Annotated in this window: 24 protein-coding genes and 1 tRNA gene; 11 read left to right on the forward strand and 14 right to left on the reverse strand. The window is 68.3% G+C overall.

The genetic code is table 11. From position 1 onward, the window contains the following. The first annotated feature begins 70 nt into the window (after nt 1-70). Both ACT3UN_RS11575 and ACT3UN_RS11580 read left to right on the forward strand, forming a co-directional pair. On the forward strand, nt 71-1,258 hold the full coding sequence (locus ACT3UN_RS11575; RefSeq protein ID WP_444657138.1) for a cation:proton antiporter: 1,188 nt from the start codon (nt 71-73) through the stop codon (nt 1,256-1,258). A 61-nt stretch (nt 1,259-1,319) separates the two neighbouring features. Further along, a tRNA-Arg gene (locus tag ACT3UN_RS11580) sits at nt 1,320-1,392 on the forward strand. A gap of 41 nt (nt 1,393-1,433) precedes the next feature. Here ACT3UN_RS11580 and ACT3UN_RS11585 read toward each other — a convergent pair. The 8 genes from ACT3UN_RS11585 to ACT3UN_RS11620 form a co-directional block, all read right to left on the reverse strand. Beyond that, nucleotides 1,434-1,826 (reverse strand): hypothetical protein, encoded by a 393-nt coding sequence (locus tag ACT3UN_RS11585; protein WP_444657139.1) that lies wholly within the window; start codon nt 1,824-1,826, stop codon nt 1,434-1,436. Continuing rightward, on the reverse strand, nt 1,738-3,954 hold the full coding sequence (locus ACT3UN_RS11590; protein ID WP_444657140.1) for an MMPL family transporter: 2,217 nt from the start codon (nt 3,952-3,954) through the stop codon (nt 1,738-1,740). Before ACT3UN_RS11590 ends, ACT3UN_RS11585 begins: the two co-directional genes overlap by 89 nt. A gap of 106 nt (nt 3,955-4,060) precedes the next feature. After that, complete coding sequence (locus ACT3UN_RS11595) at nt 4,061-4,750, reverse strand: CE1759 family FMN reductase (protein ID WP_444657141.1); 690 nt, start codon at nt 4,748-4,750, stop codon at nt 4,061-4,063. Further along, nucleotides 4,747-5,874 carry an LLM class flavin-dependent oxidoreductase gene (locus tag ACT3UN_RS11600; protein ID WP_444657142.1) on the reverse strand — a complete coding sequence of 376 codons (1,128 nt, stop codon included), beginning with the start codon at nt 5,872-5,874 and terminating at the stop codon, nt 4,747-4,749. The genes ACT3UN_RS11595 and ACT3UN_RS11600 overlap by 4 nt, the downstream gene beginning before the upstream one ends. A 36-nt stretch (nt 5,875-5,910) precedes the next feature. Beyond that, the gene (locus ACT3UN_RS11605; protein WP_444657143.1) at nt 5,911-6,309 is read right to left on the reverse strand and encodes an MmcQ/YjbR family DNA-binding protein; all 399 of its coding nucleotides are present in this window, start codon (nt 6,307-6,309) and stop codon (nt 5,911-5,913) included. After that, the gene (locus ACT3UN_RS11610) at nt 6,302-8,731 is read right to left on the reverse strand and encodes an HAD-IC family P-type ATPase (RefSeq protein WP_444657144.1); all 2,430 of its coding nucleotides are present in this window, start codon (nt 8,729-8,731) and stop codon (nt 6,302-6,304) included. Before ACT3UN_RS11610 ends, ACT3UN_RS11605 begins: the two co-directional genes overlap by 8 nt. Nucleotides 8,732-8,754: 23 nt before the next feature. Continuing rightward, nucleotides 8,755-9,525, reverse strand: a complete 771-nt coding sequence (locus ACT3UN_RS11615) for an enoyl-CoA hydratase (protein ID WP_444657145.1) — start codon at nt 9,523-9,525, stop codon at nt 8,755-8,757. 96 nt (nt 9,526-9,621) lie between these two features. Beyond that, complete coding sequence (locus tag ACT3UN_RS11620; protein WP_444657146.1) at nt 9,622-10,503, reverse strand: aldo/keto reductase; 882 nt, start codon at nt 10,501-10,503, stop codon at nt 9,622-9,624. A gap of 83 nt (nt 10,504-10,586) precedes the next feature. Between ACT3UN_RS11620 and ACT3UN_RS11625 the strand changes: the two genes are divergently transcribed. The 8 genes from ACT3UN_RS11625 to ACT3UN_RS11660 all read left to right on the forward strand — a co-directional run bounded on the left by ACT3UN_RS11625 (nt 10,587) and on the right by ACT3UN_RS11660 (nt 16,508). Then, the gene (locus ACT3UN_RS11625; RefSeq protein WP_444657147.1) at nt 10,587-10,850 is read left to right on the forward strand and encodes a helix-turn-helix transcriptional regulator; all 264 of its coding nucleotides are present in this window, start codon (nt 10,587-10,589) and stop codon (nt 10,848-10,850) included. Beyond that, the gene (locus tag ACT3UN_RS11630; RefSeq protein ID WP_444657148.1) at nt 10,850-11,401 is read left to right on the forward strand and encodes a hypothetical protein; all 552 of its coding nucleotides are present in this window, start codon (nt 10,850-10,852) and stop codon (nt 11,399-11,401) included. Before ACT3UN_RS11625 ends, ACT3UN_RS11630 begins: the two co-directional genes overlap by 1 nt. A gap of 37 nt (nt 11,402-11,438) precedes the next feature. Next, nucleotides 11,439-12,329, forward strand: a complete 891-nt coding sequence (locus ACT3UN_RS11635; protein WP_441583008.1) for an ABC transporter ATP-binding protein — start codon at nt 11,439-11,441, stop codon at nt 12,327-12,329. Then, on the forward strand, nt 12,326-13,543 hold the full coding sequence (locus tag ACT3UN_RS11640; RefSeq protein WP_444657149.1) for an ABC transporter permease: 1,218 nt from the start codon (nt 12,326-12,328) through the stop codon (nt 13,541-13,543). The genes ACT3UN_RS11635 and ACT3UN_RS11640 overlap by 4 nt, the downstream gene beginning before the upstream one ends. 78 nt (nt 13,544-13,621) lie before the next feature. Continuing rightward, on the forward strand, nt 13,622-13,840 hold the full coding sequence (locus ACT3UN_RS11645) for a hypothetical protein (protein ID WP_444657150.1): 219 nt from the start codon (nt 13,622-13,624) through the stop codon (nt 13,838-13,840). Beyond that, entirely contained in the window at nt 13,837-14,505 is a 669-nt protein-coding gene (locus tag ACT3UN_RS11650; RefSeq protein ID WP_444657151.1) for a Fic/DOC family protein, read from the forward strand. The genes ACT3UN_RS11645 and ACT3UN_RS11650 overlap by 4 nt, the downstream gene beginning before the upstream one ends. Nucleotides 14,506-14,593: 88 nt before the next feature. Then, entirely contained in the window at nt 14,594-15,883 is a 1,290-nt protein-coding gene (locus tag ACT3UN_RS11655; RefSeq protein ID WP_444657152.1) for an HNH endonuclease signature motif containing protein, read from the forward strand. A 124-nt stretch (nt 15,884-16,007) separates the two neighbouring features. Further along, complete coding sequence (locus ACT3UN_RS11660) at nt 16,008-16,508, forward strand: 2-oxo-4-hydroxy-4-carboxy-5-ureidoimidazoline decarboxylase (protein ID WP_301444259.1); 501 nt, start codon at nt 16,008-16,010, stop codon at nt 16,506-16,508. Here ACT3UN_RS11660 and ACT3UN_RS11665 read toward each other — a convergent pair whose 3' ends face one another. The 4 genes from ACT3UN_RS11665 to ACT3UN_RS11680 form a co-directional block, all read right to left on the reverse strand. After that, complete coding sequence (locus ACT3UN_RS11665; RefSeq protein ID WP_444657153.1) at nt 16,509-17,918, reverse strand: GntP family permease; 1,410 nt, start codon at nt 17,916-17,918, stop codon at nt 16,509-16,511. It abuts the gene before it with no gap. 72 nt (nt 17,919-17,990) lie between these two features. Next, complete coding sequence (gene dgoD / locus ACT3UN_RS11670) at nt 17,991-19,139, reverse strand: galactonate dehydratase (RefSeq protein WP_441579087.1); 1,149 nt, start codon at nt 19,137-19,139, stop codon at nt 17,991-17,993. Continuing rightward, entirely contained in the window at nt 19,136-19,792 is a 657-nt protein-coding gene (locus ACT3UN_RS11675; RefSeq protein ID WP_444657154.1) for a 2-dehydro-3-deoxy-6-phosphogalactonate aldolase, read from the reverse strand. Before ACT3UN_RS11675 ends, dgoD begins: the two co-directional genes overlap by 4 nt. After that, nucleotides 19,789-20,637: an IclR family transcriptional regulator gene (locus ACT3UN_RS11680; protein ID WP_444657155.1), complete on the reverse strand. Its 849-nt coding sequence runs from the start codon at nt 20,635-20,637 to the stop codon at nt 19,789-19,791. Before ACT3UN_RS11680 ends, ACT3UN_RS11675 begins: the two co-directional genes overlap by 4 nt. Nucleotides 20,638-20,767: 130 nt before the next feature. Between ACT3UN_RS11680 and ACT3UN_RS11685 the strand changes: the two genes are divergently transcribed. Continuing rightward, nucleotides 20,768-21,793 carry a sugar kinase gene (locus ACT3UN_RS11685; RefSeq protein ID WP_444657156.1) on the forward strand — a complete coding sequence of 342 codons (1,026 nt, stop codon included), beginning with the start codon at nt 20,768-20,770 and terminating at the stop codon, nt 21,791-21,793. 39 nt (nt 21,794-21,832) lie between these two features. On the opposite strand, the gene ACT3UN_RS11690 is transcribed toward ACT3UN_RS11685, so the two are convergent. Then, nucleotides 21,833-22,192, reverse strand: coding sequence for an FKBP-type peptidyl-prolyl cis-trans isomerase (locus tag ACT3UN_RS11690; protein ID WP_441588244.1), 360 nt, complete (start codon nt 22,190-22,192; stop codon nt 21,833-21,835). Nucleotides 22,193-22,386: 194 nt separating this feature from the next. Continuing rightward, nucleotides 22,387-23,682, reverse strand: coding sequence for a citrate synthase (locus ACT3UN_RS11695; protein WP_444615062.1), 1,296 nt, complete (start codon nt 23,680-23,682; stop codon nt 22,387-22,389). Between the last annotated feature and the right edge of the window lie 34 nt (nt 23,683-23,716).

Genomic DNA, 23,716 nt, shown 5'->3' on the forward strand with positions numbered 1-23,716 from the left:
GGGCGGCGGTGTTTTATGTCCCCCGACTTCCGTTGCCAGCCAAGAGAAAACACCCGGTAGGCTCAGCTACATGACAGACGCCCTCGTCTCCTTCGCCTGGATCGCCGGAGCCGGACTCCTCGCACCCGTTCTCGCCTTCCTCACCGGAAAGCGTGTCCCCGCCGTCGTCTTCCTGCTCATCCTCGGACTGGTCATCGGCCCCTTCGGCTTCCAGCTCGCCACGGACGGTGAAGCCGTCGACCTGCTGCGCGAACTCGGCCTCGGTTTCCTGTTCCTGCTCGCCGGCATGGAGATCAACCCGTCCATGCTCAAGTCCCGCCAGGGTGGCCACGCCCTGCTGACCTGGCCGATGTGCCTGGTGCTCAGCTTCGGCGCGGCGATGCTGCTGACCTCCGGGGACATCGGCGTCTCCGTCGTGCTCGGCATCGCCCTGACCTCCACCGCGCTGGGCACGCTGATGCCCATCCTCAAGCAGAACGGTCTCAGCGGCACCCGGGTCGGCGACAGCGTGATGATCCACGGCGCGATCGGCGAACTCGCCCCGGTCATCGCCATGGCGATCCTGCTCTCGGCCCGCACGACGTGGGCCAGCGCCGCCGTGCTCGCCGCCTTCTTCGTCGTCGCGATCGTCGTCGCGCTGCTGCCCAGGACGGTCCGGACGCTCACCCCGTGGATCGGCTGGGCGATCCGCGACGGTGCCGGCTCGACGAACCAGACCGTGATCCGCTCGGTCGTTCTCATGCTCGCCGTCCTGATGGCGGTCGCCGCGGTCTTCGACCTGGACGTGGTGCTCGGCGCCTTCGCCACCGGCATCATCCTGCACCAGATCGTGCCGGAGACCTACCGCACGGGCCTGGAGGAGCAGCTGGAGACCATCGGTTACGGCGTCTTCATCCCGGTGTTCTTCGTGACCTCGGGCATGGCCATCGACACCGGCGTGATCGCCGACCGGCCGTGGTTCGTGCTCGCCATGGTCCCGACGATCTTCATCGCCCGCGGCATGCCCATCTTCCTGCGGGAACTGTGGACCAACACGGGTTCCGGGTTGTCGGGCTGGCGGGAGAAGTTCGAGATGTCGCTGTACTCGGCCACCGGCCTGCCGATCATCGTCGCGGTCACCGAGGTAGCGACGTCCTCGGGCATCATCGGCCAGGAGGAGGCGTCCCTCCTCGTCGCCGGCGGAGCGCTCACCGTGCTGATCTTCCCGCTGCTCGCCCCGGCGGTCGGCCCGAAGCGGGAACAACCCGCGGCACACTGAGTTACATCGGGTTACCTCGTTTCCGACGCCGCTGCCCCGGCACGGTACACTGTTGCGGTGCGCCCCAGTAGCTCAGGGGATAGAGCACCGCTCTCCTAAAGCGGGTGTCGGCAGTTCGAATCTGCCCTGGGGCACTCCCCGAGAAACCGCCGGTCACGACGACCGGCGGTTTCTCTCATTCCCACAACAGCGTGTGCCCCGACCACGGGATCTCGTCGGGTGTCACCTCGAACAGCTCGCCCGCCTGAAGCTGGCGCTCCTCCTCGCGTGCGTGCGGGCAGATGATGTCCACGACCGCCTCAGCCACCTGCTGCGCCTCGGAATCCGCGAAGCCGGTGGCACCCACGGGGCTGTCGGCACCCGAACCGATCGTCCGTATTCGCCGCTGCCCCACCGGCTGTCCGGGGTGCTCGATGGTCCACTGCTCCACCAGGGAAGCGGTGTCCTCTTCGTCCCCGTCGGTGAAGACCACCCCGACATCACGCCCCAGGCGTCGCTCCAGCTCGGTGATCACCTCCTGCTCCACCTCGGGCAGGATCAGCATAGTCACCAGTTCTGTGCGGCTCATGTCCACGCACCCTACCGGTTCTCCCCGGCCACCAGATCCGATCGCCGAGAATGTGCGTCAACGCCGGTACCAGGAACGAGCGCACCAGGAAGGTGTCGATCAGCACGCCCAGGGAGATGATGATCGCCAGCTGCACCAGGAACTGGATCGGGATGACCAGCAGCGCGGCAAAGGTCGCGGCCAGCACGATGCCCGCACTCGTGATCACCCCGCCGGTGCTGACCAGCCCGCGGCTGACCCCCTCGGCAGTGCCGTGGACCATGGACTCCTCGCGGACACGCGTCATGAGGAAGATGTTGTAGTCGATCGCCAACGCCACCAGGAACACGAATGCGTACAGCGGCACCGACGGATCAGACCCGCTGAACCCGACCAGCGAGAAGATCACCGCCCCCACTCCCAGCGCCGTACCGAAGCTCAGCACCGTGGTGGCCAGCAGCACCAGCGGTGCGACCACCGCACGCAGCAGCAGCGCGAGCATCACCGTGATCACCAGCAGCACGATCGGGATGATCAGCGTGCGGTCGGCGACGGAGGTCTCCTTGGTGTCCAGTTCGGTGGCGGTCGTCCCGCCGACCATCGCTCCCAGGTCCCCGACCTCCGCGCGGATCTCGCGCACGGTGTCCTCCGCCGCATCGGAGTACGGGGAGTCGGCGAGCGTGACCTCGAGCAGGACGTCTCCGTCGGCCTCGGTGCGTCCTTCCGGGGAGTCAGCGCCGGTGGCGTCCACCGACGCCACACCGTTCAGCGCGGCCACCGCCGACTCCACCTCGTCCTGGTTCCCGGCGGGTGTGAGCACGTACGTCGGTGCCCCGGAACCGCCCGGGAAGTGCTCGTCGAGGACGTCCTGCCCGTCGCGCGCGTCACTCTGTCCGATCACGTAGTCGCTGGTGGGCACGCCGTCGGCGTCCAGGGCGAACAGGCCGGCGCACCCGGCCACCAGGACGACGCCGACGCCGGCGGCGATGCGGCGCGGGTGGCGTCCGACGACCTCCGCCACACGTGGCCACAGGCCACCGCCGGACGCTGCGGCGTCCTGTGCGTCCTGTGCGTCCTGTGCGTCGTGCGGCACACGCGGCCAGAAGACCCGGCGCCCCAGCAGCGCCAGCACCGCCGGCAGGAACGTCAACGAGGTGAGGAACGCCGCAGCGATGCCCACCGCGGCCACCGGACCGAGCCCTGCGTTGGACGCCAGGTCGGACAGCAGCAGGCACAGCAGCCCCGCGCTCACCGTCGCCGCCGAGGCGAGCACCGGCTGCCACGTGCCGCGCAATGCCGCCACCGTCGCCGACCAGGCGTCCGGGTGACGTCCCAGTTCCTCGCGGTAACGTGCGGTGTACAGCAGCCCGTAGTCCGTGGCCGCGCCGATGACCAGGATGAACAGGATCCCCTGGATCTGACCGTTGATCATCACCACCCCGGAGCGCGCCAGGGCCACGTTGACCAGCACCGCGGCGCACAGGGCCACCATCGAACTCAGCAGGACGATGAACGGCAGGAACGGCGAGCGGTACACCAGCACCAGGATCACCAGGACCGCGGCGACGGCGACGAGCAGGAGCAGGCCGTCGATGCCGGCGAAGGCCTCCGAGAGGTCCGCACTGAACCCGGCGGGGCCGGTGATGCGGGCGTCCAGGGTGTCCGGGAGAGCTTCGTTCAGGGCTGAGTTCAAGGCTGAGTTCAGGGCGTCGACCGCGTCCGCCGGGGCCACACCCTCCGGCGGCAGGACGATGAGCTGCACCGCCTCACCGTCCTCCGAGGGGATCGGCGGGCTGGCCTCGGTGCCGGTGCCCTCCCCCAGCCCGTCGACGGCGGCGATGAGCCGGTCGGGCAGATCAGCGAGGCCGGCCAGGGTCGCGGGGTCCAGGGAGGTGTCGCCCTGACCGGTGAGCACCACGATCGCCGGGGCGGCCCCGGAGTCCTGGAAGTCCGCCAGCCGCTCGCCGACCTGCGTGGACTCGGCGGATTCGGGCAGGAAGGACGACTGGTCGTTGGTGGCGACCTCGCTGATCTCCCCGAACTTCGGGCCGCCGACGGCCGCGACCACGAGCCACAGCAGGATCAGCAGGGCCGGGAGCAGTCGTCGCAGCAGGGTGGTCGTTGCGGTCGCTGTAGTTGCTGAATGCACGGTGGCGTCTCCTCGGGCGTCGTCGCCACGGGAGCCCACGGCGTTGAGACCCAAGAGTGCCAGAAACCGGCAACCAGAATTCGGTGCCTAATCCATGAGCCGGAGGTCAGGAACCCGAGTGCGCCTTCAGCAGGGCCTCGAAGCCGCCGATACCGCCGGTGTCGGCGTCGCCAAAGGCGTCGTCAGTGGCGTCGTCAGAGGCGGGGGCGGCGGGAGCCACGGTTCCAGCCACCAGCCCTGTACCCAACTCTGCGGCCAACTCGCGCCCGGCGCGGGCGATGCGCTCCTGCAGGTCGCCGTCCTCCCCGTCGGACCCGGCCTCGCCGAACTCGCCGGTGGCGACGAAGACACCGGTCGGCAGGACCGTGGCCTGCAGGAACGACAGCAGCGGGCGCATGGCGTAGTCCAGCACCATCGAGTGCCGGGGTGTGCCGGCGGTGGCGACGAGGCTGACCGGAACTCCCCGCAGCGCGTGCTTCTCCAGGGTGTCGAAGAACATCTTGAACAGTCCGGCGTAGCTGCCCTGGAAGACCGGCGTGGCGGCGATCAGCGCGTCCGCGCCGGAGACGAGTGCGCGGGCACGGTCCAGCTCGGGGGTGGGGATCATGGTGGTCATGAACGTGGCCAGGTCACCGGCCAGCGAGCGCAGGTCCACGATCTCAACAGCTGCGCCAGCACCCACCGCGGCATCCGCGACCCGCACGGCGATGTCGCGGGTGCTCGACGGGTTGCTCAGCCCCGCGTTGACGACGACCAGCGTCCGGTCGTTGCCCGGACCGTTCTGCAGGTTGCTCACTTCGTGCTCCTCTCCTTCACGGGGTCAACGTCGTGGAAGGGGTCGTCCATTCCCGCGGCCACGAGGGAGGCGTGGGACGGCGGCCCGGAGGGCACGTGCGCAGGGCGCCTGGCCTCGAGCTCACGGCGCAGCACCGGGACGACCTCGGTGCCGAGGATCTCGATCTGCTCCATCACGACCTCCTTCGGCAGTCCGGCGTGGTCGACGAGGAACATCTGGCGCTGGTAGTCGCCCACGGCGTCGGCGTAGCCGAGGTAACGCTCGATGACCTGGTCGACCGTCCCCACGGTCAGCGGGGTCATGCGGGTGAAGTCCTCCATGCTGGGGCCGTGGCCGTAGACCGGCGCGTTGTCGAAGTAGGGCCGGAAGAAGTCCTTGGCCTTCTGCTCGGTGTCGCCGATGAAGACCTGCCCGCCCAGGCCCACGAACGCCTGGTCGGCCGAGCCGTGGCCGTAGTGCTCGAAACGTTCACGGTAGGTGTTCACCATCTGTGCGGTGTGCTCGATGTTCCAGAAGATGTGGTTGTGGAAGAAGCCGTCGCCGTAGTACGCGGCCTGCTCGGCGATCTCCGGGGAGCGGATCGAGCCGTGCCAGACGAACGGCGGGACGTCGTCCAGCGGACGCGGCGTGGCGGTGAAGTTCTGCAGCGGCGTGCGGAACTCGCCCTTCCAGGAGACGTCCTGCTCGCGCCACAGTCGGCGCAGCAGGTGGTAGTTCTCCACGGCCAGCGGGATGCCCCGGCGGATGTCCTTGCCGAACCAGGGGTACACCGGGCCGGTGTTGCCGCGGCCCATCATCAGGTCGATGCGTCCGCCGGTGAGGTGCTGGGCGTAGGCGTAGTCCTCGGCCAGACGGACCGGGTCGTTGGTGGTGATCAGGGTGGTGGCGGTGGAGAACCGGATGTTCTCGGTCACCGCGGCGAGGTGGGCCATGAGGATCGGCGGGTTCGCCGGGGCGACGAAGGGCGGGTTGTGGTGCTCACCGGTGGCGAAGACGTCGAGGCCGACCTCCTCGGCCTTCTTCGCGTACTCGACGGTGTCGGCGATGCGCTCGTGTTCGCTGGGGGTGCGTCCGGTGGTGGGGTCCGTTGTGACGTCACCGATGGTGAAGATTCCGAAGTCCATGTCCCAATGATCCACCCAAAGTAGATGACGTGTCAACTACTTTGGGTTTGTCCCCGGTTTTCCGAAGGTCTCCGGGTCGACCGGCCAGCGCTTCCGCGGCAGGTTGTTGGCCACCACCAGACGGTAGGACTCGGTCACCAGCTCACGCACCAGATCCTCTTCTAACCCCTCACCGTTCCCCGGTTTCAGGGTGATCCAGTGCCGCTTGTTCATGTGGTAGCCCGGCATAATCAGCCGGTACTGCTCCCGCAACGCCGTCGACTCCACCGGGTCGGACTTCAGGATCACGATCGGCTCACCGGTGACCTCCGTGAGCAGCATGAAGACCTTGCCGTGCACCTTGTGCACCTCCCAGTCCTGCCCGAAGGGCGCGGTCGGACGCGCCCCCGGCAGCTCCTCCGCGCGCTCACGCGCGACCTCCTGCGGCTCACGCATCGGCGTCCTCCTTACTCAGCGCTTCCTGCGTTTTCTGTGTTTTCTGTGTTTTCTGTGTCCTACGCGCCCACCACTGCACCAGCCGGTGCACCGCCTCGATCGCCGCACAGCCCACCGCGCCGACCACCAGACCGGTCAGCATCAGGCCGGTGTCGCCAGGCTCCAGCAGCACCAGCTCGCGCAGGAACGGCACCGTGAACAGCAGCACGTAGCCGGTCACGCAGCCCACCAGCAGCAGCATCTTCCACCACACCAGCGGCCGTGCCACGATGCCCAGCACCCACAGCCCCATCACGATCAGCGCCAACAGCACCGCCGTGCCCGCCTGGGCCCGCTCCATCGCCGGGGCGTCGCCACCGGGGTACACCACGATCCACATCGCCACGGCGATGCCGCCGACAAGCACGCCGGACGGCACGGCCAGTGCGAGCACGCGGCGCAGGAAGCCGTCCCGCGGACGCTCGTTGTTCGGCGCCAGCGCCAGGATGAACGCCGGGATCCCGATGGTGAACCAGCCGGTGATGGTCACGTGAATCGGCTGGAACGGGAAGGACATGCCCAGCACCGCCACCACAAGCGCCAGCACCACCGAGTACACGGTCTTGGTGAGGAAGAGGTTCGCCACCCGCTCGATGTTGCCGATCACCCGGCGGCCCTCCCCCACCACCCGCGGCAGCGCGGAGAACCGGTCGTCCAGCAGCACCAGCTGCGCCACGCTGCGCGTCGCCGGGGCACCCGCACCCATGGCCACGCCGATGTCTGCCTTCTTCAACGCCAGCACGTCGTTGACCCCGTCGCCGGTCATCGCCACCGTGCGCCCCGCCCGGTGCAGTGAGCCGACCATCTGCTGCTTCTGCTCGGGACGCACCCGGCCGAAGACGTTGGCGCGGGCGACCTCGGCGTCGAAGCCCTCCTCCGACAGGTCATCGAGGTCGCGGGCGTCCACGGCAACCAGCTCGTGGTCGGTGGCACCGCGGGCGACGGCGGCCACGGAGTCCGGGTTGTCCCCGGAGATGATCTTCAGGTCCACGTCCTGGGTGTCGAAGAAGTCGAGAGTCTCCCGGGCGTCGGGACGCAGCTGCTGGCCGAGCGCGACGAGCGTCGGGTCCTGGAGTGTCGGTACGGTCGAGCCGTCCTGCGCGGGTGTGCCGTCCACCCGCCCGAACGCCAGGACGCGCAGTCCCCGGTCGCCGAGCTCGCGAGCGGTCGCCGCGGCGACCCCGTCGGCGAGCAGGACGTCCGGCGCGCCGAGGATCCAGGCGGCGCCGTCCAGCTGCACGCCGGAGTACTTCCACGCCGACCCGAAGGGGATTTCCGTGCCCTCGAAAGGCTCCGGCGCGGAATCAGCGTCCCCGTAGGACGCCAGGATCGCCTCGGCGGTGGTGTTGCGGTCCTGCTGGGACGCCACCAGGCGGCCCAACGCCTCGCGCGCCGCGGGCGACGCCACGGACCCGTCGGCGGCGTAGACGCCGTCCAACTCCATCTCGTTGGTGGTCAGCGTGCCGGTCTTGTCCGTGCACACCGTGTTCACGCGGGCCAGGCCCTCGATCGCGACGAGCTCGTTGACCAGCGCCTTGTACCTGCCGAGGCGTACCACCCCGGCGGCGAAGGCGATGGACGTCATCAGCACCAGCCCCTCGGGGACCATCGGCACGATCGCCGCCGCCATCGACAGGATCGACTCGCGCACGCCGGTGCCGGAACGCACCAGCTGCGTCCAGATCGTGAGCACACCGGTGGGGATCAGCAGCCAGGTGATCACCCGCAGGATGGAGTTGATGCCGCTCATCAGTACCGAGTCGGTCAGCGAGAACTCGCTGGCCTCGGCGGCGAGCTTGGCGGCGTAGGCGTCCTGCCCCACCCGCCCGGCGCGGAACACCGCGGTGCCGGCGGAGACGAAGGACCCGGAGAGCACCTCGTCGCCGACCTGCTTGGACACCGCGTCCGCCTCACCGGTGAGCTGCGACTCGTCGACGGAGAAGCCGCTGTCGGCCACGGCCACCAGTGGGCCGTCGACCACGATCTCGTCGCCGGTGCGCACCACGACCAGGTCGTCCACCACGACCTCGGACTGGTGCACGGTGCGGCGTTCCCCGTCGCGCAGCACGGTGGGCTGCGTCTCCCCGACGATGCGCAGGTTGGACAGCGTGCGCTTGGCACGCAGCTCCTGGATTACCCCCACCGCCGAGTTGGCGATGATCAGCAGGCCGAACGCCGCGTTGATCCACGACCCGGTGGACAGCACGATCACGCACAGCACGCCGAGGATCGCGTTGACCCGGGTGAAGACGTTCGCCCGGATGATCTGCCACACGCTGCGGCCGGTACTGCGTCCGACCTCGTTCGTCCTGCCCTCACGGACGCGCTGCGCCACCTCCGCCGAGCTCAGCCCGGTCAGGTCACCGCCGATGTTCTGGGACACCGCCACCTACCTTCCTCGAAAACCTACCGTCCCTCGAAGACCGGGGGACGCTTCTCCTCACGGGCCCGGCGCGCCTCCGCGGCGTCGCGGCTGAGCCAGCAGGCCCCGCCGAGCCGGTCGATCTCCCCGGCGAGCTCCTCGTCCGGTGACGGGTTGTTCATCGCCAGCTTGAAGTAGTGCATCGGCATCGGCGCCTGGCCGGCCATGGTGCGGACCAGCTCCAGGGCGTCGTGCGCGGGACCGCCGAGTGTGGCGAACCCGGTGGACACGGCCATGGCCTGGCCCACCTGCGCCCCGGCGATCAGCACGTTGCGCGCCACCGAGCCGCCGAGCAGCTCCACCGCACGGGCGACCGTCCAGCGGTCGAGGCTGAAACCGTGGCGCACCGCGGGCACCCACACCCGTGCCTTCGGGCCCATCACCCGCAGGTCACAGGCGAGCACGAGCTGGCAGCCCGCGCCGACCGCCGGGCCCTGCACGTCGGCGACGACGGGCACCGGGGCCTCGGTGACGGCCCGGATCATACGTTCGAGACTGCCGAAGAAGTCGGTGGCGTACACCCCGCCCTTCAGGTTCGCGCCCGCGCAGAAGGCGGGTCCCTCGGCGCGCAGGAGGATCACGCGCACCGGGTCGCCGGAAGCTACAAAGCCCTCCACCGCCTCGGCGACGGCCACGCACGCGTCCGCGTCCAGCGCATTGCGCCGTTCCGGACGGCACAGCGTGATGATGCCGACTCCCGGCGTGGTGCCGTCGCGCGTGACCCGTACCCCTGATCCCGCCTGTGCCTCTGCCATACCCTCAACTGCCTTCCCGTCCGGTTGGTCTCCGGTGGCCCATTGTCCCCGAAAGTTCCGGCGGCGGTGGGGTGAACACCTCAAACGAGGGGCAGGTCACTCCTCCGGGACGCCGAAGGACGCCTCGCGCGGGTCCGCGCCGACACGCCCGGCGGCGGCCTCGTCGTCGTCCAGGGCGGTGATGCGGTCGATCTGCTCGTCGCTGAGCTCGAAACCGTCCACCGCGAGGTTCTCCTTCACCCGCTCGGCCTTGCTGGAGCGCGGGAACACCACGATGCCCTGCTGCAGGTGCCAGCGCACGATGACCTGCGCGGCGGACGCCCCGACCTCATCGGCCACGGCCGTGACGACCGGGTGGTCCAGCAGTCCACGGCCCAGCGGCGACCAGGCCTCGGTGACGATGCCGCGCTTGGCGTCGTCGGCGCGCTGCGCCTGCTGGGACAGGCCCGGGTGCAGCTCGATCTGGTTGACGGCCGGGACCACACCGGTGGCGTCGATGATCTCGTCGAGCACCTCCGGGTAGAAGTTCGACACACCGATGGAGGTCGTCTTACCCGCCTCGCGCGCCTCGATCAGCGCGCGCCACGCCTCGACGTAACGGCCGTAGGACGGCACGGGCCAGTGGATCAGCCACAGGTCGACGTGGTCGAGACCGAGGTTCGCCAGGGAGGTGTCGATCGCCCCGGCGGCCTTGCCCGGTGCCTGGTCGGCGTTCCAGAGCTTGGTGGTCACGTAGAGGTCGTCGCGGGTGACCTCACCCTCGGCGATGGCGTCGGCGATGGCACGTCCCACGTCCGTCTCGTTGCCGTAGGCCGCGGCGGTGTCGATGTGGCGGGCGCCGGCGCTAATCGCCGCGCGGGTGGAGGCGTAGGCGTCCTCCGGGGAGAGCTCCCACACGCCCAGGCCGAGCTGCGGGATCTCGTGGCCGTCGTTGAGCGTGACTGTCTGCGCTGTTTGCGCTGTTTCTGCGTTTGTCATGGCCGCCAGCGTAGGCCTGCCCCTGGTCCGTCCGCCACCTAAAATTCTTGACAAATCGTTGGGTTTATACAACACTTTGTGCCATGTCCCCGAAGAAGAAGCCCGCCACCCCGATCCACAACAGGATCCCGGTGCTGCGCGCGGAACGGGACATGTCGCGCGCGGACCTGGCGGCACTCATCGACGTGAACCCCCAGACCGTGGGCGCACTGGAACGCGGCGACCACTCTCCCAGCCTCGACCTGGCCTTCCGCGTCTGCGAGGCCTTCGACCTCCCCGTCGCCGCGGTGTTCAGCCGCACGGAGTTCGGCCCCATGTCCACCGAGATCTACCGGAAGGATCAGTGATGAGCGTCCTCACCACAGTCAACGACTGGGCGGAAAACCGAGCCGAGAACCGCGCCGAGCGCTGGCGGCGCCGCGAGGAGGCCCTTTCCACCCAGGCACCGTCCTGGCGGACCGAGGCCCGCGTCCGCCTCCTGATCAGGATCTACCTGTGGTCCCTCGTGCTCGGGGTCGCCACCACCGTGGCACAGATCTTTTGGCTGCCGCTGATCCTCGCGTGGCTGCCCTTCACCGTCATCGTCTGCGTGAGCTGGACGATGCTGCGCACCGTGATCAACACCCGCGACGTGGCCCCGGACTCCGAGCTCGACGAGTACGAGGCGAAGGTCTTGAGCACCTGGCAGTCCGTCGCCTACGGCTGGACCACCCTGTTCCTCCTGGTCGTCGCGCTGTTCATGATCTTCGTCGCCGTCGCGAACCCGGAGAGCCTGCACCGCTGGGTCTACACCGGCGGCCTGCTGACCGTTCTCTCGATGATGGCAGCGACGGCGATGCCCACCATCGCCTACGCCACGACCTTCGGCCCCGTTCCGGTTCCCCCTCCAAACAACTAGTCTGGCCACCACGTCCCCACAACCAGAGGAGCAACCCGTGCCCACCCTGGAAATCGACCACCTCAACAAGACCTTCGGCAGCGGCGACTCCGCCGTCCGCGCCCTGACCGACATGACCTTCACCGTGCGACCCGGCGAGGTCTACGGTTTCGTCGGATCCAACGGTGCCGGCAAATCCACCGCCATGCGCATCGCGCTCGGCGTGCTGACCTCGGACACCGGGGAGGCCCGCGTGGACGGCACCCCGATCAACGACGACATCCGCCGCACCATCGGATACATGCCCGAGGAACGCGGCCTCTACGACAAGGAGAAGATCGCCGACCAGCTGATCTTCTTCGGACGCCTGCACGGACTCACCAAGCAGGCCGCCACCACCGCCACCGACGAGCTCCTCGAGCAGCTCGGCCTGACCGAGCGCGCCAACTCGAAACTCCAGGAGCTCTCCCTCGGTAACCAGCAGCGCGTGCAGCTGGCCGCCTCCCTGGTGCACCACCCCGAGCTGCTCATCCTCGACGAGCCGTTCAGCGGTCTCGACCCCGTCGCGGTCTCGGTGATGAGCGAGCTGCTGCTGGCGAAGGCCGCCGAGGGCGTGCCGGTCCTCTTCTCCTCCCACCAGCTCGACCTGGTGCAGCGACTGTGCCACCGGGTGGGCATCATCACCAAGGGCCAGATGAAGGCCGAGGGCACGGTGGACGACCTGCGCGACCGCGGCCCCGTCCTCTACGAGGTCCGCACCACCGCGCGGGACTGGTACCCGGCGGGCACGCGGGTCGTCGAGTCGGACGCGGATTCCGTCGTCCTGGACGCCGGACACGTCGGCGACCAGCAGATCCTCCACGCCGCGCTCGACGCGGGCACCGTCCACGGTTTCTCCCGCCGCGTCCCCGACCTGACCGATCTTTTCAAGGAGGTCGTCTCTTCATGACCACGCGAACCCCCACGCAGACCCCAACCCCCGCCTCCTCCGGCTACTCGCGCGCCGGTGCGATCCGCACCGTCACCGAGCGTGAGATCCAGGTCGCCACGAAGAACAAGGCGATCATCGCCACCTTCATCATCGTGCTCGTCGGCGTGATCGCCGCGGTATTCATCGTCAACTTCTTCACCGGCAGAGACAGCGACAACCCCGAGCTCGTCGTCGGTGGCACGGACTCCTCCGTCGTCTCCGAGATCGCCGGCGACGGTATCGACGTCAGTGCGGTCGACGACCGGGACGCCGCGGTCTCGGCGGTCCAGGACGGGAAGGACGCTGCGCTCGTCCGCACGTCCGACGGTTTCGAGCTCATCGCCGACGGCACGCCGGCCCCGGCCGTCGCCGCTGCCGCGCAGGCCGCGGCGTCCGCCGTCGCCCAGAACGAGGCGCTGGACGCCGTGGGCGTGGATCCCGACGACTTCGCCGCCTCACTCCCCGACGCGGCGGTGACGACCGTCGACGTCTCCGAGGACGCCCAGGACGACAACATCGCCGCCGTGGTGACCACCATGCTCGGCACCTCGGTCATCCTGATGTTCATCATGATCTTCGCCGGCAACGTGGGCGGACGGGTCACCGAGGAGAAGTCCTCGCGCGTCGTCGAGATCATCCTCGCCACCATCCGTCCGATCGACCTGCTCGTCGGCAAGATCCTGGCGATGCTGATCATCGGTTCCATCGGCACGGTGGTGATCCTCGGAGCCACATTCGCCGCGCTCGGGATGACGGGCATGCTCACCGACATCCAGATCGACGCGGCGACGATTCCGGTGCTCCTGGTCTCCTTCATCCTGGGCATGCTCTTCTTCAGTGCACTGTGGGCGGCCGCCGGGTCACTGGTGAGCAAGGCCGAGGACCTGAGCAGCACACAGATGCCGGTGATGCTCGTCTTCTTCGTGGTGCTGTACCCGCCGATCTTCGGCTGGAGCGCACCGGACTCCACGGTGATGCAGGTGCTTTCGTGGGTGCCGCCGATGTCGCTGGGTGTCGCGCCGATGCGTTACGCCTCCGGAGACATGTCGCTGGGGCTGCTGGTCGCGTCCTTCGCGCTGCTGGCGCTGACCATCTTCCTGGTGCTCCTGCTGGTCGCCCGGATCTACCGTGGTTCGATCCTCAACAACGGCAAGAAGATGACCTGGATGCGCGCCATCAAGGCCGGAAAGTAAAACATTTCCGCTGTTCAGATCGCCTTTCCTTGGAAGACTGTGGTGGTCGTCGACCACCACAGGAAGGCCCTGAGAACCGTGACAGACCACCGCACCGAGGACCAGAAAGCCGCCGCCGTCGACGCGTCGATGACCATGGCCGGCCAACCCTTGAGCCAGGACACCGAGGCCGAGGTCCGGCGGATCCTCCGGGGTGAAGCCAGCGCCGACAACTCGGTGCTGGCGATGCTGGAGCACGACGGCTACGGCGATTCCGCCCGTGCCGGTGAACTGCGCGAGCGGGTGGCCGGGGCATGACGGGCAGCGCCCCGGAGAACTTTTTCAGCATCACCGACCTCGCGGAACTGGAGTCGCTGGCCGGACGGACCGCCGCCCTGCGCCTGGCCGAACTCGAGCGCGGCGATCCCCTGACCAGCTTCACCCGTGATGAACTGGTCAGGGTCCACTCGTACCTGATGCAGGACGTGTACCCGTGGGCGGGTGCTGTGCGCACCACCGAGGTCGGTGCGATGGGCATGGCGATGTGCCGCGCCCAGTTCGTCGACAAGGAACTCGACCGGGTGCTCCACGACATCGACCGCAAGCCCCCGTCGGACTCGGACCTCGACGCGGCGGTGCGCACCGTCGCCGATCACTGGGCGGAGATGACGATGGTGCATCCCTTCCAGGACGGCAACAGCCGGACGCAACGCTACTTCTTCGACCAGCTGCTCCGGCACGCCGGTTGGACGGTGGACTGGACGCGGATCAACGCCGAGCAGGTGCACGCCGCCCGCTACGTCGGTGCCGCGACGGTCGACCCATCCTACCTCGCGCAGATGCTGCGCCCGGGTGTGCTTGCCGACGGTGCAGGTCCGGACACTGATGCAACTAGTGACGACCGTTCCTCCGCCGAGATCTTCCACGACATGATGACCTTCCGGCGCAACAACCCCCGCGGAACCCCGTATATGGTGCACTAACGACCGCTGTTCGAACAGGTGCACGTTTCATGTCCGGGCCCTGGCATACACTTCATCCAACAAATGGAAGAAAGGGGAAACCAGGGATATGACCACCACCGACGAGCCAGCCACTGTCGACATCGACGCACTGCAGCGCCACATCAACATCGTCGAGATGGGCCTGATCATCCACCTGCGCCAACTACCGGCCAGCGAGCGCCTCGGCTCAGCACTGGCCCTACGCGGACGCTCCCGCAACGACGCCACCCGCTTCGCTCACGCAGGCGAACTCGCCGCACGCAACCTCGAACTCTTCTGCACTGTCGTCACCACCGGCATCCTCGCCGCCGACCACCTCGCACTGATCCGCCGGATGATCCACGCCCAACTATCCACCGTGCCCAAAGGACGCCACGACGAGATCACCGCCTGCCTCGACGCGGCAGTCAACACCCACGTCACCCCGTGGCTGCGTGAAACCACCCGCCTGGTCACCCTGCGCGAACTCGGCGACCGCGTGCGCGCAGCAATCCTCGATGCCGCACCGGTGCTGGCCGACAATACCGCCCAGGCCCAGGAAGACACCGTCACCCTCAAACGCCGCGGCAACAAGATGATCCTCACCGGCGGCGACATCGTCACCCTGGCGGCCATCGACGACGAACTCGACAAGAAAGCCCGCGTCATGCTCGCCGACGCCCGACGCCTTCAAGAAAACCTCCCCGAAGACGAACGCTCCGAGCTACCGACCCGCTCCCAGCTCAAAGCACAGGTCATGCTCGAACAACTCGGCGACAACCCGAACTCAATGGAAATCCGGGTGCACCTCTACCGCGCGACGATCGACGGGGTGCATGGCACCGGGGCGGGCTACGTCGCCGGAGTTGGGTGGATCAACCCGGCCACCGCCGAGCGCTTCGAAGGGGCCTGTGATCCGAAGAAGGTCAAGGAAATACCCGTCGACCCGCAGGACTACCCCGAGTCGCCGGGCTACCCGTTCCTGTTGGGCCACCGCACCTACCTAGAGGGCCGCGACGCGACGTGCCGATTCCCCAACTGTGACGTGCCGGCCACACTCTGCGACAACGACCACATCATCAACTCGCCACACACCGACCCCACCAGCGACGGCGCCACCCACCCGAGCAATGGGCAGAAACTGTGCCGCCCACACCACCGGTTGAAGACCGAGGGGTCCTGGCGGTGCTCCTCCCCTGATGGCGGGTTCACCATCGACTGGCAGGGCCCGGGCGGGGTGCGCTACACCACCCACGCAACCGGCCCGTTGGCCCAGGTCTATGGTCCGGACCTCAAGGACACCGGCCCTGCCCCCAGCTTCGACGACACAGACGACATCGACGAAGCCGACACCGAGGCCCCTCCCGACGGGAGCTGACCCCCGCGCACACGAAAGCCCCCGCACCATCAAAGGTGCAGGGGCCAGACGTGCGGGGGCACCACCGATCGGAGTTCACCACCGCGAAACGGATCGGAAATGCCCCGCCGGTTCACTGGGAACCATGATTGACACCGTTCCCGTCACCACAGTCGACGACCTCAACAGGATGACCCCCACCGAGGTCACAGAGATGATCGGCGCCCTGCTCTACTCGCCCCCGCTCGGCGCGGCCATTGCCGCCGCCGCACCTTTCCGCAGCCTCGAGCACCTGCTCGACGTCGCCCACCGTGAACTGCTGCGGCTGCCACGCGTCGAGATCATCACCAGCATCCAGTCCCACCCGGTCCTCGGGGAGAAGACGACCGACTCCTACTCGCGCGAGGAGCAGGCCTTCATCCTCGACTCCCCTCCCGAGGTCCTCGCCGAGATCTCCGACCTGGCACGCCGCTACGAGGCACGGTTCCACCACATCTTCCTGGTGTGCGCCCAGGGCATCGGAGGCAACGAGGTCCTCCTGCTGCTCAAGCGGCGCCTGGAAAACCCCACCGTCGGTGAATGGGAGACCACCGTGCGCGAGCTCGGCAGGATCAACGCCCTGCGGCTGCGCACGGTGGTCGGCTGATCACACGAGGCTGACCACCCCGTAGATCACGAGCACGAGGGCGAAGGCGACAACCGACTCGATGGTCTGCTGGACCGTCCACACGCGCAACGTGGTCTTCACGTCCATGTTCAGCAGGCGTCCGACCAGCCAGAAACCGGAGTCGTTGACGTGGCTGGCGATCACGGAACCCGCGGCCAGCGACATCACGACACAGGCCACCTGGACAGCCGACATGTCGCTCGACGCCACACCGTCGGCGACCAGGGCCGCCGCGGTGGTCAGCGCCACCGTTGCGGAACCCTGTGCCACGCGGATGGCCGCGGCGATGAGGAATGCTGCGACGATGAGCGGGATGCCGAGGGAGTCGAAGGACTGGGCGATCGCGTCGCCGATACCCGTCGCACGCAGCACGCCGCCGAACATGCCGCCGGCACCGGTGATCAGGATGACGGAACAGACCGGCCCGAGGGCACCGTCGATCGTCTTCTCGATGGCGGTTTCGCTCTTGCCGCGGCGCAGGCCGAGCGCGACGATCGTCACGAGGACGGCGATGAGCAGCGCGACGGGCGTCGCGCCGACGACCTGGACGGCGTGCACCCAGCTGGCGTCCGGGTCCACCACGCCGATGGAACCCAGGGCGTCCAACCCGGTGTTCAGCAGGATCAGCAGCAGCGGCAGGACCAGCAGGAAGACCACCAGGCCCGCGCTCGGCGGCTTCTCGATCTCCTCTTCCTCACCGACCATCTTCGCGAACACCGCGTCGGGCACGTCGATGCGGTGACGCTTGTCGACGACCTTGCCCCACAGGTGACCGGAGATGAACCAGATCGGGAACGCCAGGATCAGCCCCAGGATCATCACGATGCCGAGGTTCGCGCCGGTGAACTCCGTCGCGGCGACGGGCCCGGGGTGCGGCGGCAGGAAGACGTGCATCACGGACAGCGCGGCGGCGACGGGGATACCGACCGCCAGGAGGTTGAGCCCGAGGCGGCGTCCGACCGCGTAGATGATGGGGACCATCAGTACGAATGCGGCGTCCATGAAGATGGGGAAGCCGACGAACAGGGCGGCGACACCGAGGGCGAACGGTGCCCGGTCCTCGCCGAAGATGCTGATCATCTTGTCGGCGAGTGCCTTCGCGCCGCCGGACGTCTCGACGAGGGCGCCGAGCATCGCGCCGATCGCGACCAGTAGGGCGACGTTGCCCAGCGTCCCGCCGAAACTGCTCACCATGGTGTCGACCAGGTGCTCGGCGGGGATACCGGCGACGATCGCCGTCAGAAGGCTGACGATGACCAGGGAGAGGAACGCATGGAGCTTGAGCTTCATGACCATGAACAGGAGCAGCGCCACGGCGACCACGGCGAGCCCGATGAGCCCTCCGGTGCCGAGCCAGCTTTCCCAGCCGGTCTCTTCAATCCAAGGCATTGTGGGGTCCTTACGTCGTTGGGATGGGGGTTGGGCAGGGGTGCGCCGGTCGGGCGGCGCGGCGCGTCCGGGTCACCATTCGGCGAAGGACCCGTCGGCGTGCCGCCAGATCGGGTTGCGCCAGCGGTGTCCGGTCTTCGCCCGTTCGATCACGTAGTCCTCGTCGATGTCGATGCCGAGGCCGGGACCGTCCGGGATCTTCACCATGCCGTCCTCGTAGGCGAAGACGCTGCGGTCGGTGATGTAGTCGAGCAGGTCGTTGTCGGCGTTGTAGTGGATGCCGAGGCTCTGCTCCTGGATGACCGCGTTGTAGCAGTTGGCGTCCAGCTGCAGGCAGGTCGCCAGGGCGATCGGCCCGAGCGGGCAGTGCAGCGCGAGGGCGACGTCGTAGGCCTCCGCCATCGCGGCGATCTTCCGGGTCTCGGTGATGCCGCCGCTGTGGCACGGGTCGGGCTGGATGATGTCCACCGCCCCACTGGCCAGGACGTCCTTGAAGTCCCACCGGCTGAACAACCGCTCACCCAGGGCGATCGGTGTCGGGGTCGCCCGCATCGTGTCGAGCAGGGAGTCGACGTTCTCGCTGAGCACGGGCTCCTCGATGAACATGAGGTGGAACTGCTCGAGTTCGCGGATGAGGGTCTTCGCCATCGGTGCGTGCACACGGCCGTGGAAGTCCACCGCGATGCCGATGTTCTCACCGACGGTCTCCCGGATCGTCGCGACGTTCTCGACGGCGCGGGTGACCTTGTCCCAGGAGTCGATGAACTGCATCTCCTCGGTGCCGTTCATCTTCACCGCGCTGAAGCCACGGGAGACCGCGTCCGCGGCAGCCTTCGCGGTCTCCGAAGGACGGTCACCGCCGATCCAGGAGTACACGTCGATGCGGTCGCGCACGCGACCGCCGAGGAGCTGGTGGACCGGCAGGTCGTGCGCCTTGCCCTTGATGTCCCACAGCGCCTGGTCGATACCGGCGATCGCGCTCATCAGGATGGGTCCGCCACGGTAGAACCCGCCGCGGTACATGACCGTCCACAGGTCCTCGATGTTCGCGGGGTCCTGGCCGATCAGGTAGTCGGAGAGTTCGTCGACGGCGGCGCACACGGTGGCGGCCCTGCCCTCGACGACAGGCTCTCCCCATCCGACGATCCCCTCGTCGGTCTCGATCTTCACGAAGGCCCAGCGGGGTGGGACCTGGTAGGTGGTGACTGCGGTGATCTTCACTGGTTGTTCTCCTCGTGCTTTTCCTGGCTGCTTTCCTGGTGGTTGTTCCAGACGGTCATGAGGTCGCGGGCGGCCTGTTCGAGCTCACCGGTGCTGCGACCCGGGCTGTAGAGGGTCGACCCGATCCCGGCACCCCGGGCACCCGCGGCGAGCCAGTCGCCGAGGTTGCCGGCGTCGATTCCGCCGACGGGCAGGAACTGGGTTCCCGCCGGCACCACGGCCGACCATGCCTTCATCCCGGCGATACCGACGGACGGTGCGGGGAAGAGTTTCAACGCCCGTGCACCGGCGCCGAGCGCGGCGAAGGCCTCGGTCGGGGTCGCGACACCGGGATACGGTTCGAGACCGAGCTCCACCGAGCGGGCGATCACGGCCGGGTCGGCGTTCGGGGCGACGACGATGCGTCCACCGGCGTCACGGACCCGGTCGACGTCGGGGACCGTGACGACGGTCCCGCCACCGACGACGACGTCGGGAAGACGCTGCGCCAGCAGCTCGATCGAGGTGAAGGGGTCGGGAGAGTTGAGGGTGACCTCAAGCCGGCGGAAACCCGCCTCGCGCAGGGTGTCACCCACCGCGGGCGCCTCGGCGGGAGTGAGCCCCCGCAGGATGGCGATGAGGCCGGTGGGCGGAAGCTGGTCTGTTCTGGTCACGGGTTGACTCCAGGATCGGGGGACGAAGGGTGTGCGGGTTCTCGTGTCTCGACGGGCACCACCTGCACACCGGTGGGTGCATGTGCCGACAGCTCGTCGCGCAGGTACGGGCCGAGTTCCGCACGCCGCGCGTCGGTCATGCGGTCCGCCGGCCCGGTGATGCTCACGGCCACGTCCGCGCCGTGGGGTCGGGTCAGGGCGACGGCGACGCAGCTGATGCCGCGTTCGTTCTCCTCGACCTCCTCGGCCCACCCGCGGGTACGTGCCTGGTCAAGGGCCTCGGCGAGCCGGTCGACGCTGACTTCCGGGGCGGCGTTCACCGGCAGGTCCGTCTGCGCCCGGGCATCTGCGACGTAGGTTTCGAGGTCGGACGCGCCGGCGCCCTGCGCGGCGAGGAGTGCCCGGCCGAGGCCGGTGCGTGCCGACGGCGCCAGGTTGCCGACGCGCGACCAGACCCGCAGCGGACGGTCGGGGTCGACCTTGTCCAGGTAGAGCACCTGGGTCCCGGACAGCGTGCCGAGGTGCACGAGTTCACTCGTACCCTGCGAGAGGTTCTCGAGCAGGGGCCGCATCATCGCGGGCAGGTTCTCGTCGCGGTGGAACTCGAGTCCGAGTCTGAGCGCGCTCGGGCCGAGCCGGTAGCGCTTCCCCTCGGATTCCCGGGCGGCGTAGCCGCGGAAGACCAGGGCGCCGAGCAGTCGGTGCGCCGAGGGCTTCGTGAAACCGGTCTCCCCCGCCAGTTCGGCGAGCGTGGACCCGTCGGGACCGGCCTGGGCGAGGAAGCCGAGGAGGATGAGCGCCTTGTCGACGCTCGCCACGGGGCTCACGTCCTGTTCTGCCGACATCGGCGCCTCCTGGTCGCTCGCCGGCTCCCCGGCGACACTGATACTGTGTTACGTAATGCAGAATGTACGTTACGCTATGCGGAACGTCAATGCCGAGATCTCCGCCCCAGACGCTCGAGAAGGACACCCCATGAACGCCCCCACACCCACCCCACGCCGAGACCCGACGGACCGTCCGGTGAGCGCGCAGGTGGTGACCATCGGCGAGACCATGGCGATGATGCGCAGCGGCCAGGTCGGATCCCTCGCGCACCTGCCGTCGGTCGACATCTCCCTCGCCGGCGCGGAGTCGAACGTCGCCACCGGACTGCAGCGCCTCGGCGTACAGGCCGCATGGGTCAGCCGGGTCGGCCACGACCCGCTGGGCACCCGGGTGATGCGAGAGATCCGGGCCGAGGGTGTCGGGGTGCACTGCCGGGTCGACCCGGAGCGTCCGACCGGCCTGATGCTGAAGTCCCGCCCCACCGCGACGACGACCCGCGTCGACTACTACCGGGCCGGCTCCGCCGCCTCGGCGCTCTCCCCCGCGGACCTGCCGGACGCACTCGTCGAGGACGCCGACGTCCTGCACCTCAGCGGCATCACGCCGATGCTGTCGGAGTCGGCGGCGCGCGCGATGACCGCGGCGGTGGACCGCGCCGTCGTCGCAGGGACCCGGATCAGCCTGGACGTGAACTACCGTTCCCGGCTGGGCTCCCGCGAGCGTCTGGGTGACCTTCTCGCCGGCGTCCTGCCCCACGTCGACATCGTGTTCGGCGGTCCCGAGGAACTCACGATCCTCGCACCGGATCACGCCGAGGACGACAACGAGTACGACGTGGCCGACCTTGCGGCGCTGCTGCGCGCGGTGGCGAGCCTGGGGCCTGCCGAGGTCGTGGCGAAGCTCGGCGCGGACGGGGCGACCGCCCTACGCCACGGAGAGCTGACACACGGCCCCGGACAGGTCGTCGACGTGGTGGAAACCGTCGGCGCCGGCGACGCCTTCGTGGCCGGCTACCTCAGCGCCGTCATCGCCGGCGCGGACACGGCCACGCGCCTGGACCGGGCGAACTCCTGCGGCGCCTTCGCGTGCACCACCCCGGGGGACTGGGAGAGCGCACCGTTCGCCGAGGACCTCGCGGCCCGGCAGGACGGCGGGGACCCCGTCTCCCGCTGAGCCCCTCCTGAATCCCCCCCCAGTACGTTGCCGGTGAACCTAGCGGGCGTCCACCAGGTCGATGATGAAGACCAGGGTGCGCCCGGCGAGCGGGTTGCCGGCACCGGCCGGGCCGTAGGCCAGCTCCGGCGGGATGGTCAGCTTGCGACGACCGTTGACCTTCATGCCGGGGATGCCGTCCTGCCAGCCCTGGATCAGGCCGGTCAGCGGGAACTCGATGGTCTGGCCACGGTCCCACGAGGAGTCGAACTCCTGGCCGGTCTCGTAGTCCACGCCCACGTAGTGGACCTCGACCATGCCGCCGGGCACGGCTTCGGCGCCGTCACCGACGGAGATGTCCTCGATCACCAGGGAGGACGGGGCGGGGCCGGACTGGGGCTCGATCGTGGGCTTGCTCATGGAGGTACTCCTGTGGGTTCGCGGTCGTGCTAACCGAACCAGATTAGCAGGCCTGCGTGACGCGCAGCCCGCGCAACGCGAAAAGGCAGGACGCCCCGTCCCGCGTGGTGCGGGACCGGGGCGTCCTGCCCGTGTGCGGACGGTGCGCGCACCGTCCTGCGTTCCTGCCTGTGTTCCTGCTTGGGAGGCGGTGTCTAGCGCTTGTCGCGCGGGACGAAGGAGCGCTTGCTCTCGCCGGTGTAGATCTGGCGCGGGCGGTTGATCTTCGCCGACGGCTCGTTGATCTGCTCCAGGTAGTGGGCGATCCAGCCCGGCAGGCGACCCATGGCGAACAGCACGGTGAAGAAGTCCGTGGGGAAGCCCATGGCCCGGTAGATCAGGCCGGTGTAGAAGTCCACGTTCGGGTACAGCTTGCGGGAGATGAAGTAGTCGTCGTTGAGGGCGATGTCCTCGAGCTTCATCGCGAGGTCGAGGAGGTTGTCGCCACCGAGGTGCTCCAGGATCTCGTGTGCGGACTCCTTGACGATCGCGGCGCGCGGATCGTAGTTCTTGTACACGCGGTGACCGAAGCCCATGAGCTTGACGCCGGGCTCCTTGTTCTTCACGCGGTTCATGAAGTCGGTCGCGTCGCCACCGTTGGCGTGGATCTCCTCCAGCATCTCCAGGACGGCCTGGTTGGCGCCGCCGTGCAGCGGGCCGGACAGGGCGTTGACGCCCGCGGCGATGGAGGAGTAGATGTTCGCGTGCGAGGAGCCGACCATGCGCACGGTGGAGGTGGAGCAGTTCTGCTCGTGGTCCGCGTGCAGGATGAGCAGCTTGTCCAGTGCCTTGGACAGCACCGGGTCGACCTCGTAGTCCTCGGTCGGGTAGCCGAACATGTTGCGCAGGAAGTTCTCGCGCGCGTTGAGGTTGTTGTCCGGGTACATGTAGGGCTTGCCCTTGGACGCACGGTAGGCGTAGGCCGCGAGCATCGGCACCTTCGCCATCAGGCGGTGGGTGTTCTTGACCTGGAAGCCCTTGTCCAGCGGGTCGAGCTCGTCCTCGTAGTAGGTCGCGAGGATGTTGACGGACGAGGCCAGGACGTTCATCGGGTGCGCGTTGCGCGGGAAGATCTTGAACTGGCTCTTGAAGTCCTCGTCGAGCAGCGTGTGGCGCCGGATGTTCGCGTTGAACGTCTCCAGCTCCTCGTTGTTCGGCAGCTCTCCGTTGATGAGCAGGTAGCTGACCTCGTTGAACGTGGCGTTGTTGGCCAGGTCGGCGATGTCGTACCCGCGGTAACGCAGGATGCCCTCGCCACCGTCGATGTAGGTGATCTCGGAGAGAGTGGAACCTGTGTTCACGTAGCCGGGGTCAACGGTGGTCAGACCGGTCTCGGCGAGCAGCTTGCCCAGCGCGAATCCGGAGTTGCCCTCGTTGGCCTTGACGATCGGCATTTCGTATTCGCCACCGGGGTAGTGGAGAACGGCCTTGTCCTGGTTGTCGGAAGCCATTGACAGCCCTTTCGTTTATTCAGGTACTTCGATG

The organism is Corynebacterium sp. AOP12-C2-36 (assembly GCF_052379185.1).
Taxonomy (GTDB): domain Bacteria; phylum Actinomycetota; class Actinomycetes; order Mycobacteriales; family Mycobacteriaceae; genus Corynebacterium.